Raw genomic sequence first — 12,975 nt, forward strand, 5'->3', positions numbered from 1 at the left:
GGCGGCCGAACCGCGAGCGGGACAGCCTAGTGCGAGCGAACGCAGATTGTGAACCGCATCAAGGCAATCCTCGCCCGCTTTGGCATTCGCGCCTTCAAACCTATTTTGCGCAATGCCAAGCAGCTGGAATCTCTGCGCACCGTGGAAGGCACTTTGGTGCCAGAGAACACGCGCGCCGAACTGAGCCGCAACTATACCGAATGCGGCTGCTACACGAACAGATCCGCGAGATCGAACGCGAGCGCTTGCGCCCCGCTTCCACGGTACCTGCGGCGGAGCAAGGGGCGCATGCGATGGTTCGTCTCCTCGCGCGGGTCATCGGGATTGGCGTCGAGACGGCAGACATGCTGGTCCATGAGATTTTGTCGCGCGACTTACGCGATCGAAGAGCAAGCCCGGGACGCGGGTCTCACCGGGCGCGGCAAACGCCGGCGCGAGAAAGGGCTCGCACGGGCCGGCAATGCGCGCGTTCGCCACGGCATGATCCTGCTGGGGTGGCGCTTTCTACAATACCAAAAGGACAGCGCCATTGCCCAATGGTTTACGGCGCGCACCGCCGATGGTCGCGGCGGCACGCGCAAGACAATGATCGTGGCACTGGGGCGCAAACTGTTGATAGCACTATGGCGACTGGTCACGACTGGTGAAATCCCGACAGGCGTCGTTTTGGCGCTCCATGATGCCAGAGGAGGGAGACAGCCGATCCGGCGGACCGGAAGAGGTCTGCTGGCAAGGATTTTCCGAGGTCGCGGTGCCATCGCGGGCTCACGTGAACTTGTCGTATCGGTCATTTTCTTTGAAGCCAGAGTATACTAGTTTAGCCAGTTTTGACGCTCGGTTATATTGTGTGTTTGACGAGATTCCCCGCCTCTTCAGCGCCGCCAGACGCCAGTGCGATATCATTCTTATCTGCGTTGCAAAAACAGCGTTTAAACTCTACTCATTAAAAGCAGCATCAAATGGACATCTGGTAAGATTTTCTACGCCGTTCTCGGTGATAAGGACCTGCTCTTCAAGCTTCACGCCCTCATGCCCCCCCAGGGCGCCGATGTACGCCTCAACGCAAAGCGTCATTCCCGGCTCGAGCACATAGTCGAATGCTCCCGGGATGAAATCTTCCGGATACCGGATGGCCGGATATTCGTCGCAAAGGCCGATGCCGTGCATCATAATACTGTAGCGCTGGTCTACAAATTCCTGGGGGAGCTTGTGACCCCATTGCGTAAGTTCGGTGAACGAGACGCCGGGCTTAAGCAGGGCCATGTTTGTCGTCACGTGCTCATAGGCTATAGCATGCAGCCTTCGCTGTTCGTCACTCGGCCGGCCGTCGCCACAGTACCAGGTTCGGGAGAAATCGGCGCACATGCCGTAAGGCCCGACCATGTCGGTATCGAAGGCGACAAGATCTCCTGAGGCAACGCGACGTGGCCCGGCTTCCTGCATCCACGGATTTGTACGAGGGCCGGACGTTAGAAGCCGCGTCTCGATCCATTCGCCGCCGCGGGCGATGTTCTCAGCATGAAGAACCGACCACAGTTCGGTTTCGGCTATCCCTGGCCGGAGCTGCTCTCGCATCTTGGTAACCGCGACTTCGCAAGTAGCTAGCGAGCATCGCATCGCATTGATTTCATCGATCCCCTTGATCGCTCTAGCGTGTTCCATAAGCTGGATACCATTGCAGACTTCAATCCCGAGGGCGTCCAGCGCGCGTATGCCCGAAATTTCAATCCTGTCGACGGCAAGACGACGATTTTTGCCGCCAAAGCGGCGCATCAGTTCGTCAACCTGTCCAGCGAACTCCTTTGCGATGGCCTCTCCCTTGTCGCCGGCGGCGAAGTAGAAAAAGCCCGCCCCGCCTTCCCGGATCTCATTGATGAGCGGGAAGTAGCTCGACAGGTGACTGCAGCGGTGAAAGTCCCAGAGAACGACATACCCGTCCGCCGATACGAAAACGGCTCGAGACGGATTGTGCATGGTCCAGATTTGCATATTCGAGGAATCAGTCGCATATCGAATATTCAGCGGATCGAAGCACAGTACGCTGGCGTAGTCCCGCTGACGTAGCTGCTGAATGATGCGGCCGAGCCGCGTTTTCCGCATCCGCTCCAGATTCGGCGGCGTCAGACCCAGCGCGGACCACTCGGCAAACGCGATATCGGTCGGACCGATCTCCACTCGATCATTGTTATCGATACTTCCGTCCGGCTTCAGAGCACTCGCCCCTCGTGTCGGATCAATTTTTCGGTTCACGATAGAAAAAGAGGACACTTTGAAGGTTTCCCAATTGCATGAACGCCGACCGTTCGCCGGCAGGATTACGCGCCAACTTTAAGTTACCGAAGGCGGAAAAAACTCGCCATGTGAATTCAGCTGACCAATCTGCTGGCCAGCAGCTATAGCCATGTCACTTCGATACCGGCGAGACTTCCAAAATAGCCACAAATCGTAGCCTCCTGAAGCGATTCAATTGATTCCTGATCCAAGGGTTTATGCCCGCTGGCGCGGGCAAGACTTTGCTCCCACTGGAAAGGCCAGCGACAGCCAATCCCGGCTGTTCGTCGTCGCTGTCACTCCGGCGTCATCCAATACCACGGGTAGGCCCTGGGCAGAGACAGCCGGGCTTGCAATGGCGCTGTCGGAAAGGTCTCCATGCCGGTCAGCGGAGCTCTTCATGATAGTTCGCGCTTCGATTGGGTTGATCTGGTTTGGGGCCAGTCGTGGCCATTAGGACCGGAGCGGTGCCAAACGGGTTTCGCATTTTCCAAATGCGGGAAAGTGTCGACATACTTTCCGAATTTGTAGGCTCCGCAAGTGATCGGCTTGTATCGTGCCGGGTTCGCCTCTGAGACGCAGCTCTCCAGGGGCGCGAAAACAGCGTCATGGTCGGCGTCGATGAAAAACGGGATCGAATAGCGTTCCCGCCCGGAGGTGTTCACCACCCGATGCAGGTTGGCCACATAAAGGTCGTTGGTTAGCTTCTGCACGAGGTCCCCAATGTTGACGACGAAAGTGCCCGGGATCGGCCTCCCCTCGACCCAAACACCATTCCGGTTCATCACCTGAAGCCCGCCGACGCTATCCTGCGCGAGGATGGCCACATTGCCAAAATCGGTATGCGCGCCGATACCGATCATCTTCTCGTCCACGACTCCGGTCTGCGGCGGATAGTGTTGCAAGCGTTGGATCGTGATTGGATCCTTCATTCGCGGCTCGAAGAAGTCTGATGGAAGATCAAGGCTGAGTGCTATGCCGCTCAGAATCCTCTTCGAAAGCTCCTTCATTGCTTCGTAATAGGCCAACACGGTCTCTTGGAAACTGGGTAGCGTGACCGGCCACTGGTTGGGCCCAAAGAACGGCCCTTCGACACTCCGCCGCTCGGAGCCGATGTCGAAGCACTCTTTAAAATCCTTGGTTTTGCACGGATCGGTGTTCTCGCCGAAGAACTCAATATAACCGCGTAACGCGACGCCGGAATTGCTGATGTGCAACTTCATCTTCTCGTCGATTGGCAGGTTGAAGAACGCCTGAGCCTGTGCAAAGGTCTCGTCCACCAATTCCACAGATACACCGTGATTCTTGATATACATGAAACCGGCATTGGTCAGCGCCCATCGAATTTCCTTGGCCACGCTTCGTGCGTCGCTTCCATCGAGCAGCGGGCCCACATCGATGATTGGGAGTTTGTCGAAAGGCTGACGGTGGGAGCGAAGCCTATCGTCGAGCTGCAGTTTCGATTTGGTCATTGAACTTCATCCGCTTTTCAGAGTCAGAATTCCTGGCCCAGTAGTTGACAACTGAGTTTGGTTCTTGCCGGCTCGCATGTTCGCAAAGCGGCACACAAATCGCCGCTACCTAACGAAATCCGGCAGCGACTATTGATCTCAATGAACGTAACTGTGGCGTTGCGAATAAGCAAGTTAAACTTCATTTAAGATAAATAGAACTTTATATTTCTACTATTGCAGAAATTTTAAACTTTTCTTATATTACAGTTGACGTTCGTGCATAGTTATAACGTACCTCTGCACAGTCGAGTTTCTTGCCTTGCGTCCGCGAAAATTTTTCGACAAGGCGGACATCACGCTGCGCACGGAGTTCGCTTGATCGACCGCAGCCGGCAAAGGGGGTAAAGAGCTCCTGTGGTTGCCGCCCGTAATGCAAGAAGTTTCCAACCCTTCGATGTGATCGAGAGCAGTCTTAATGTCAGGCCGTTGCTTGCGGCGTTTCCAGAAGCCGCTGGCCGGTACGGTGATCCGCCGATCAGGTCCAAATCTCATCTGCGAGCACGTTGGCTCTTTGGCTCAAGCTGGTTTTCCTGATCCAGAGCTGTTCGATCGATTAACGTTTTTGTCAGTCACGACCGACTGTCTCCTGCTCGAATCTTTGGCCGCCGTTCCTTCCACGGCCTGGCTTCCTCAAGATCGCGTGCGACGCGAACTAAAGTAGACTCATCTCCAAAGCGGCCGACGATTTGAATGCCGATCGGCAACCCTTGGCTACTTTCGCCCAAGGGCAAGGATACCGCAGGTTGCCCAGTGATATTGAAAATGGGCAGGAAGCAGCCCTTGTAGCTACGGCGCACCCACTCTTCCAGGGAAAGCGTTGTATCGGTAAGAGCCCAAGTGCCGCCATGCGCATGAGGCAGGATTGAACAGGTAGGGGTCAACAGAATGTCTAAGGCATCGATCGCCTTCCCCACCTGCAGCTTCATTTGCTTCCTGGCCTCTTCAAGCTCCCGGGACATCGACAGAACACGTTCACAATCGGCCAATAAACGCTTTCCACGTTCGTAATATTTCAGATTGATCGGCTCCAAGGTATCCGGGCCAATAGTGCGGCCCATGGCCCGCGCTTCAGCTTCGCGCGAACTCGCGCCTAGATCGTGGGCGAGGAAAACCATTTTGATGTACTCATCGAAGTCAAACGGTGGCTTGATCTCAGTCACTTGGTGACCCATCTCCTCCAGAAGTGAGGCGGTCGAATCCACCACTTCCAGGATCTCCGGCTCCACGGGGATCCAGCCCCACGTAGTCCTTGCGACCCCCACCCGCAGCATACCTGTGCGCTGCGAGAGTTCCTCAATATACGGACGCGTTGGCTGGACGATTATGAACTCATCGCCGGCACGGGGGCCGGAAAACGCATCCAACGCTGCAGCCATATCGCGCACGGTTCGACTGTAAACGAAATCTCGGCTCCTCGAGGTGTCGCGATTGTCGCCGGAGATGCGCCCCCGGGAGGGAAGAAGCCCCAGAACTCCACCCCACGCCGCGGGCACTCGTAGCGACCCGGCGGCGTCGTTGCAATGTGCCACCGGAGTGATACCGGCAGTCACCGCCGCTGCAGCGCCCCCGGATGAACCGCCTGCCGTGCGCTTCAAATTCCAGGGGTTGCGGGTAAAACCATGCAGAAAACTTTCGGTCGCTCCGCATGCGCCAAACTCCGGTACAGCCGTTCTTCCGACAGTCCGAAGGCCTGCCTTACGGGCGAGATCAAAAAAGACGCTGTCATTTGGAGCGCGATAGCCCTTGAAAAGTCGGCTTCCCTGCTCTTGGAGACGGCCGGCTTCGGTGGGCCCGAGATCCTTGCGAAGGAACGGCACGCCTTGAAAAAAACCTGTATCCGCGCCTGGAACAGTTTCAGCGTCCTCATAGAATTCAAGAACCGCGTTGACACGAGGGTTGACATCATTGTGAGCCTCGCGGGCTAAGCGTATCAGTTCTCCTGAAGTCACCTGCCGGGTCTTCAAAAAAGACGCCAGACCCGTAGCATCGTATTGTACGTATTCACTGAGATTCATTTTGATATCCCCAGAAGCGTGCGAATGCAGCGGTTTGCTTTAAGATTGAGACTGCGCCGTGCCAAAAGAGAGCGGGATGCAGCCCTTCCATATGCTGCCAGTCATCCAGCCTCTCCTTGAGGATTAGTAGTTGCGAAGTTGCCGAGGAGGCAAACGGAAGTACCTAGGCACGGAATCGAAGTGACGCCAGCGGCGAGGCATACGAGGCGCCTTGGGTATCAGCCAGCGGTAATTTTGAAGTGGCTGCAATGGCCCGACTCGGCGTTGAAACGAAAGTAGGTCCGGCTCGGCGGCGTGAGGATGCGGGATCGGCCTGGCGGAAAGCGACGTTTTGGTGATTGCAATCATCGGAAACAGGCCCAGCTCGTACTATCAGACATGTTGATGCATCGGGCATGCCAACAGAAGGATTCGTTCGAAAACAACGAATTCGCGAGTGGCATTCTCGCCTGGCGCCGAACAATTGTCCAATTTCAGTCATGACGGGCCCCTATGCGGGCCGGTATCTGACAATCAGAGGAAAACGATCTGACGCGGCACTTTCGCCTAATTGACTGTTCAGCGTGGCGAGGCGCATTTTGCGAAGGGGCCACACGTGCCATGAAGATTGCCAACACGGCCGGGCGCAGCCTCCAGGATTGCGGCGAGCTCGGCTCGCTGGCCGCCGGGCTGGTGATCCAGCCGATCGGCCCGCGGCCGGGGCAGAATCTGCGCATTGAGGCCGAGCAGTCGGCCATTGAGGCCGAGCAGGCGGGATTGCTTTACACGGACGCTTCAAGGAGAACCCCGATCTCCCCTTGTGAAGGCTGCGGAAGGAAAGTGCGCGGGAATGGTTTTCCTCAGCAACCGAGCACATACGGAACAACGGCAGCATCTCCTGGCAAGTCACTTAAGCCGAGACGTCTCATTTCTGGAGCCACATACTTGGCCATCACAAACGGACCACGCAGATTGACCGCTATAAGTCGGTCCAAATCGTCGACCGTCTGTTCGTCGATGGACCTCTGCATGATGATGCCAGCATTGTTGACCAGTACATCGATCCTGCCAAACTTCTCAAGGACCTCGTCAACAAACACACGAATCCACGAATCGACGGCACATTCCTGACGTCAAGACACATGAACGCGAGCCTCTCGAAGTCGACGGGAGGAGAGCGCTCGTCCACAACAGGTCGCCGACGAGCCATCGCCCCTTCATCAGCGCCCCTTTCGGCAGTTGCCCACCCTAATACCTTGATTGCCCCCAGTGACGACGGCAACTTTTGATAGCCGCTTACCCAAAAATTCCTCCTATCCTGCAGTGAAGCCGCCATCTATCGGAAGAGCAGCCCCTGTGATGTGCCTGGCTGCCTCGCTCGCGAGGTACAGCGTCAAGCTAGCGATTTCTTTGGGAGTGGCCAGGCGACCCTGGGGTATCAAATCAACATTCTTTTTTAGGATCTCCTCGGAGCTAATCAGCTTACCATAGGCAGACACCAGCATGGGCGTCTCAACGGCGCCAGGGCAGACCGCATTGATTCTGATTTGCTCGTTCGCATGGTCAAGGGCCATGGCGCGCGTCAGCAGAACGACCGCGCCCTTCGACGCACAATAGGCGGCAAGCCCGGAGCAGCCAACCAGCCCAACAGTCGATGCTATGTTGACAATGCTGCCACCGCCGGTTCTCGTCATAGCCTTGACCGCAGCGCGGCTAAAGTAGAACACGCCATTAACATTTGTCTCGAATGTCCGAAGCCAATCATCATCAGTGGTCTCGACGGCGCTCCCACGCCGTATGATGCCTGCGCTGTTGACCAAGACGCTGACCTTTCCGAACCACTCTATGCTTGAAGCAATCACCTGATCGGCGAAGGCGGAGTCAGTCACATCGCCTAGCAGCAATTCGGCCGGACAATTGAGTTTCTGAACCGACGCTAGAGTTCGTGCGCCCCGCTCTCGATCGCGGCCGACCAATACGAGTGACGCCTTGGTTGCGGCGAAGGCCTTTACGACGGCCTCCCCTATCCCCGATGTTGCGCCAGTAACAATAACGACCTTCCTAGAATGCGTCATAGTGATTGCCCATTCGAAGTCATGTTTGACCAACCTGAGGGAATGTTTGCGCCCATAGCGAGCGCGCTAGCGCGCCCAGCAACTGGCCCAGCAGCGCCAGACATGAGCCACACACAAACTTACTCGCGTGAAAGGTGTGGACAATTTCAAAGCGCTGGCAGAGGAATACTTGCTCCTACGTCGAGCCGCCTTTCCTATCCAGTCGACGCCACGACGGGCGCCTCCTTCAGGAGATAAAAAACATCGTTGATCACGAACCCGTCGAGACTTGCGGCCCGGGCATAAGCTAGCAAGTCGCTTGCACGATTGATGAAGCCGGTACCGTTGAAGTTCAGCGATGTATTGCAAAGAACACCGACCCCGCTTTTCGCCTTGAACGAGGTAAGCAGCTGAAACATGCGAGTATTCTCCGCCCGCGAAACTGTCTGGGCCCGCGCTGTGCCGTCCACATGCGTGACGGCCTCCAACCGGCTATCGAGAACCCTCTGGAAAAAAAGCATGTAGGGGGACGGACGTGCTAAGTCGAAGTGGAGCCCAACGTCCTCCTCCAGGCAAACCGGTGCGATCGGGCGGAAACCCTCCCGGTTCTTAATGCGGTTTAGGCGCTCGTGGATTGCCTTTGAAAAAGGTGCTGCGAGAATTGATCGGTTTCCGAGCGCCCGCGGCCCGATTTCGCAGTTCCCCTGCACCCAGCCAATCACTTTGCCGCTGAGCAGCGCCGAGGCTACTTGGTCGTAGTCGAGTGAATGGACCTCGAGCTCGCTCCGGTCGATCTCATCAAGTATGAAAGGTTGGCCTGAATAGACGTTCCATTTGATCTTCGCTTTGCCCGTGAAATGCCGCATCGCATCGACGGCGGTCCCGATGGCCGAGCCCGTATCATTGGCGCATGGCGGAATAAAAACGTCGGAAAAAAGATTCGTTTCGAGCCAGCGGCGATTCCATTCGCAATTCAATCCGCACCCGCCGGAAATCAGCAGAGGGTAGCCCTTTGTGAGGTTCTTTTTCGCAAAGGCGTGAAACGAATCGAAAATGGCGTCCGAAACTCGCCTGGCTACGTTTGTGAACTTCTGATGGGTCACGCCAATATTGTAGTAGGGTGAATTCCGCAAATCCTCCTTGCCAAGGGGGTAAACGTCGCTTGGGAGCAGGAAATCGATTAGCGCCTGCTCGTCTCGGTCAGCCGGTCCGGTCTCCCCGTAAGCACAAAGGGCCATTAGTTTGCCGGCGTCGCCTATGCGCGTTGGTCCTTTGGGAGAACTGAATTTCGGATCGGCTAGCGCATAAAGGAAAGCATATTTCTCACCAGGATTCGCCATCACTTTTCCCTGATGTACCACCTGCAGCTGCTCATCAATTTCATAGAAATCGCCGCACCAGCCTTCCCAGATCAGCACGTAACAGGGTGTCCCGGCGGGGAACGGCGACATTCCGTAGGAGCTCCAGAGATGCGAGCGCTCGTGCGTCGAATAGTAGAAATGCACTTTACGGCCGAAAATGTGGCGTTTGCAGACAACCTCTGATTGCTTGTCTATGCCGTAGTAGCCCACACTAGCTGAGATGTGGCCCGGGAACTTCGGCCATCCACTAACAGCAAATACATCCGGAATGCTGTCCAGACGGCCTGCGGCGTCAAGGACCGTCGTCGGGTTAATATTGGAATATCTCGGAAAGCTATCCTTCTCAGCCTCGTATGAATAAATTAGCTCGCCCGCCGATGCATCCAACGCTGCAATTGTGCCATCATGACCCGGTTTGAACGACATTATTCGCATGTTTTATTACTCCGGAGAATTCCTCGTTAGCCGCCATCGGAACAACGCAAGCAAACGGCGCGTTAGTTCGTGGTGATGACGATCCTCATTAGCGGCGCGACCTCTTCGCACCCCTTGTAATATGAAGCCGATGTTGGTTTCTGAGTTTTATCCAATCATCCACCTCAGATCCGAATGCTGTTTATTATCCCGCAGGGAAGGTTTGTAAATGCATACTCGATAAGGATTTTTAAAGTATTTATAAAGAGATATTGTTCTTCTGTGACTATTCGTTACGGCTCCGCCTGTCCGTTGCGGCGGTGTTCGCATCTATGGTGCGGAAGAAATGACGGTTGGCAATTTTCAATTGCGTGAATCGGAGGCCCGGGTTGACTGGGCCGGACCGATACAGGTTCTGCCGCAAAGCGCCTATCCGGGGGCTGTGACAGATGCGAGCCCGGCGGGAGTTTGACGGTCAGAACGGGTAGTGTTGATCACAGCGGGACGACACCGGTGTGCCGTCACCAAAGGACTGAGAGTCCCATGGCGGAAACCAGTATCGCTCGTTCGCTCAAACCGGAATCGCCAGCGACTATTAGCTCTGCGACGCATGACCCGTCACCCGCTGCGAGGCGTCGACATCTTCGCCAACGTGGTGAAGGTGCGCTCGGACCCACGGGGCGCTATCTCGTCATCGACAAGTCGTTTCATCGACAATCGCAGCTGCGCTAGGTCGATTCGAAACGAGCGATTATCGCAGGTGACGGCACTACGACCGCCACCCTGCTTCCCAAGACGACAGTCAACATCCGGTTTCTGGACGCGGCCGCCGTGTCAGCTACGAGGAAATGGCACAGCTGATCCTGGGCATCGATCCCAGAACATGGCGAAAGGCGGCCAGAAGCCGTCTCGACCGCGGGAACTGGCTCATTATGACCGCCTACAAGGAATTGTTCGCTAGCTGACGTGGCAGGCAATTCAGCACCTCGTCAACCCAGGAAGCTCGTGTAGCCGCCGTTCATGAGCGCCCTGCCACGACGAATGGCGCGACGGATGCGGTCACGCAAGTTTCGTAGATCCGCCCAATCGGCCTGGACACGCGCCTGGCCGACCAGCACTTCGGCAATGTCGCGATACGAGGCTCCGGCGAGCGAGCCGTCAAGGGCGCGAAGAACAAGTGTTCCCCCTCAACGTGCGGTCAAGAATGCCTGCATCCCATCGAAAATTCCGAGAATGGCTTCGCGGACCACGGATTCCCCCAAAGATCCCAGCGCTTTCAGAGATTCGATCGCGTCGGCAATATCCAGCTTGACGGCGAGGTCGAGTTCGATTTCGCGCGCCTTTGCCATATTTCCAAGCTTTCCGGAGCCGCTTCGGCACCAAGCCGATCGGGTTCCGCCTCGACCGTCGCGCCCGAAAGACGGTTCAGGTGGGTCGTCCAGCTCTCCAGTGAGTTACATAGATCGTCGCCGGCGCTGAGCGATTCGGTGACAGGACAAATTTCGACGAGGTCGGTGCTCCTGGTATGCGGATCTATTCGGAAGATTTCAGCAAATCCGCCGGCTCGACCTCCAACACTCGGTTTTGCTACTGTGTCGATGCTGGCCGCATAAACCGAGCGCTCAAGTGCGCTGATATAGGTTCGGTAACACCAGCTTCATGCGCCGGCTGCCCCTCAGCAAAACTGGGAACGTATCGCGGAACATGGTCGGTCCGGTCGACGGCAACAGGCGTACGCAGCGTCGACGCCATCGCCGCGCAGCAACAGATAGTGCGGCTTGAGCGCATCGAAACGGTCGGTCTCATACCCGCCGCTGGTCCGTACGTCCCAGTCGAGCCGCTCCTTGAAGACGCGATGGCGCAGACGGTGCATGGCATGCAGGTCGTCAGCAAAATCGTCGTAGCTATCGGGTGCAAACAGCATGATCATGTGGGCCTCCTTGCAAGAATGCCCCTTGCATCGGAGACCAGGCGTGAAGCCGCGTCTACCTGTGCAGCCGCACAGGTAGAAAGCGGGTTGGCCAGCCGAGAATTGCCGTCGCAAGCTGGGTTAGGGCGTTGACGGTAGCTTTCTTCAAGCGTTCTCGGCGGGAGAACGACGGGTCCAAATGTTGTGCGCAATTCACCGGTTGCCAGGCGGATCTGCCGCGCCAACCACTGCAGGCCTATTCGCGATGCGCCGGCGAACCGCACACGACACGGTCCTCGCCGAGCTGCCCACGGCACGCATGTGAAACCAGGTCCCCTGCCCGGAGAACGCCGCATAAGCAGAAAGCGCTGGAGGCGAACAGCCTCGCTAAGACCTGTGCGGCTGCACTGCTAACTGCGAAGTGTCAGTGATACGGAGAATTCGAGCCGCCCAGCAACACGTTGGCTTGCCTGGTTGTTTCCACTCAGAGCTTTTCGCGGACATTGTCGAGGCGGAAGGCGGCGTTGCGGCGGACGATAGCGAGGATGCGGCCAATCGCGCAGACTTGCGCTTCGCAGCCTGCAGGCACTCGAATTCGCGAGGTGCCAATTGTATCCCGTTGACGATCTAATCGGCCGAGAGCTGGCGGCGAGCATAAATGTGAAAGCAGCTCGCCATGACAACTTCAGCCGCTGGATGGTCATGATCGTATCGAATCCCTGATGATGGTCGCCCCCGCGATGCTGGTGAGCCTTATGGTATTGGGCATCACCAATCCCTGGATGATTCTCGCACGCAGCTTTCTCGACGGTTGCGATCGCGCTGAGCGTCCGGCCTGGCGAGCCTCAATCGGCGATATTCTAGAGCGCCGCCACTTGCCGGCGGCCGTGACGCTCCTCATCGTCGGGTTCAAGCAGTATCGGTCCGGCCGCTTGGGGGGATCATCATGGCCGCCTTTGGGCCTGTCGCCAGCGTTCGCGCTCACCACGCTTGGCCTCGTCGCTCCTCTCACCGCCTTGTGGCGTAAAAAGTGGAAGGTCCAGGCTTCATCTCTGCCGCGCTAAGCGCGCATGGTCTGCGTTTCACGGCTAGGCGAACAGTCTCGCTAAGACACCCTGTGCGGCTGCACTGCTAACTGCGAAATGTCAGTGACGCGAATGATCCGACGGCCAGCATCGCGATCGCTCGGTTGATTGTTTCCACCTCGAGCTTCTCGCGGACATTGTCGAGATGAAAGGAGGCTATTCGCCGTACAATTCCGAGGATGCGGCCGATTGCCCACGGAGACTTGCCTTTCGCAGCCCACTGCAGGCACTCGTATTCGCGAGCGTCAATTGTATCCCGTTGATGATCCGATTAGCCGAGAGCTTGCGGCGCGCATAAATATGAAAGCAGCTCGCCATGCACCGCAATATCTGCTCATGGCCCTGAGCGAATATTTCTTACTTGCTTTTGAAC

At 56.7% G+C, this 12,975-nt stretch carries 10 protein-coding genes and 3 pseudogenes; 3 read left to right on the plus strand and 10 right to left on the minus strand.

Translation table 11 applies throughout. The annotated features are described in order from the left end of the window. The first annotated feature begins 48 nt into the window (after nt 1–48). Entirely contained in the window at nt 49–816 is a 768-nt protein-coding gene (locus NKJ46_RS22915; protein ID WP_352667827.1) for a hypothetical protein, read from the plus strand. Between the two features lie 120 nt (nt 817–936). Here NKJ46_RS22915 and dddP read toward each other — a convergent pair whose 3' ends face one another. The 3 genes from dddP to NKJ46_RS22930 form a co-directional block, all read right to left on the minus strand. Beyond that, nucleotides 937–2,268 (minus strand): dimethylsulfonioproprionate lyase DddP, encoded by a 1,332-nt coding sequence (dddP, locus tag NKJ46_RS22920; RefSeq protein ID WP_352667829.1) that lies wholly within the window; start codon nt 2,266–2,268, stop codon nt 937–939. A gap of 401 nt (nt 2,269–2,669) precedes the next feature. Beyond that, a complete protein-coding gene (locus NKJ46_RS22925) occupies nt 2,670–3,743 on the minus strand; it encodes an isopenicillin N synthase family dioxygenase (RefSeq protein ID WP_352667830.1) in 1,074 nt (357 codons plus the stop codon). A 611-nt stretch (nt 3,744–4,354) separates the two neighbouring features. Beyond that, on the minus strand, nt 4,355–5,800 hold the full coding sequence (locus NKJ46_RS22930) for an amidase (RefSeq protein ID WP_352667832.1): 1,446 nt from the start codon (nt 5,798–5,800) through the stop codon (nt 4,355–4,357). 615 nt (nt 5,801–6,415) lie between these two features. Between NKJ46_RS22930 and NKJ46_RS34825 the strand changes: the two are divergent. After that, nucleotides 6,416–6,538 (plus strand): annotated as a pseudogene (locus NKJ46_RS34825) (adenosine kinase); the annotation flags it as partial. Between the two features lie 101 nt (nt 6,539–6,639). On the opposite strand, the gene NKJ46_RS22935 reads toward NKJ46_RS34825, so the two are convergent. The 6 genes and pseudogenes from NKJ46_RS22935 to NKJ46_RS22960 form a co-directional block, all read right to left on the minus strand. Further along, nucleotides 6,640–6,879: an SDR family NAD(P)-dependent oxidoreductase gene (locus NKJ46_RS22935; RefSeq protein ID WP_352667833.1), complete on the minus strand. Its 240-nt coding sequence runs from the start codon at nt 6,877–6,879 to the stop codon at nt 6,640–6,642. A gap of 213 nt (nt 6,880–7,092) precedes the next feature. Then, nucleotides 7,093–7,854, minus strand: coding sequence for an SDR family NAD(P)-dependent oxidoreductase (locus NKJ46_RS22940; protein ID WP_352667835.1), 762 nt, complete (start codon nt 7,852–7,854; stop codon nt 7,093–7,095). A 194-nt stretch (nt 7,855–8,048) separates the two neighbouring features. Continuing rightward, on the minus strand, nt 8,049–9,629 hold the full coding sequence (locus NKJ46_RS22945) for a carbamoyltransferase C-terminal domain-containing protein (protein WP_352667836.1): 1,581 nt from the start codon (nt 9,627–9,629) through the stop codon (nt 8,049–8,051). 968 nt (nt 9,630–10,597) lie between these two features. Continuing rightward, a pseudogene (locus NKJ46_RS22950) lies at nt 10,598–10,774 on the minus strand (DNA -binding domain-containing protein); the annotation flags it as partial. Nucleotides 10,775–10,795: 21 nt separating this feature from the next. Next, nucleotides 10,796–10,957 carry a hypothetical protein gene (locus NKJ46_RS22955; protein ID WP_352667838.1) on the minus strand — a complete coding sequence of 54 codons (162 nt, stop codon included), beginning with the start codon at nt 10,955–10,957 and terminating at the stop codon, nt 10,796–10,798. 327 nt (nt 10,958–11,284) lie between these two features. After that, nucleotides 11,285–11,538, minus strand: a pseudogene (locus NKJ46_RS22960) (acyl-homoserine-lactone synthase); the annotation flags it as partial. Between the two features lie 701 nt (nt 11,539–12,239). Here NKJ46_RS22960 and NKJ46_RS22965 point away from each other — a divergent pair. Beyond that, nucleotides 12,240–12,581 (plus strand): MFS transporter, encoded by a 342-nt coding sequence (locus NKJ46_RS22965; protein ID WP_352667840.1) that lies wholly within the window; start codon nt 12,240–12,242, stop codon nt 12,579–12,581. A gap of 67 nt (nt 12,582–12,648) precedes the next feature. Here NKJ46_RS22965 and NKJ46_RS22970 read toward each other — a convergent pair whose 3' ends face one another. Further along, the gene (locus NKJ46_RS22970; RefSeq protein ID WP_352667864.1) at nt 12,649–12,852 is read right to left on the minus strand and encodes a helix-turn-helix domain-containing protein; all 204 of its coding nucleotides are present in this window, start codon (nt 12,850–12,852) and stop codon (nt 12,649–12,651) included. Nucleotides 12,853–12,975 lie beyond the last annotated feature (123 nt).

This window comes from Mesorhizobium sp. M0166 (assembly GCF_040322255.1).
GTDB lineage: Bacteria > Pseudomonadota > Alphaproteobacteria > Rhizobiales > Rhizobiaceae > Mesorhizobium.

What these genes read in the sequence shown, in the direction of transcription:
- NKJ46_RS22925 (WP_352667830.1), bottom strand. Translation starts at nt 3,743, where the DNA reads ATGACCAAATCGAAACTGCAGCTCGACGATAGGCTTCGCTCCCACCGT.
- NKJ46_RS22930 (WP_352667832.1), bottom strand. Translation starts at nt 5,800, where the DNA reads ATGAATCTCAGTGAATACGTACAATACGATGCTACGGGTCTGGCGTCT.
- NKJ46_RS22940 (WP_352667835.1), bottom strand. Translation starts at nt 7,854, where the DNA reads ATGACGCATTCTAGGAAGGTCGTTATTGTTACTGGCGCAACATCGGGG.
- NKJ46_RS22945 (WP_352667836.1), bottom strand. Translation starts at nt 9,629, where the DNA reads ATGCGAATAATGTCGTTCAAACCGGGTCATGATGGCACAATTGCAGCG.
- NKJ46_RS22955 (WP_352667838.1), bottom strand. Translation starts at nt 10,957, where the DNA reads ATGGCAAAGGCGCGCGAAATCGAACTCGACCTCGCCGTCAAGCTGGAT.
- NKJ46_RS22965 (WP_352667840.1), top strand. Translation starts at nt 12,240, where the DNA reads ATGATGGTCGCCCCCGCGATGCTGGTGAGCCTTATGGTATTGGGCATC.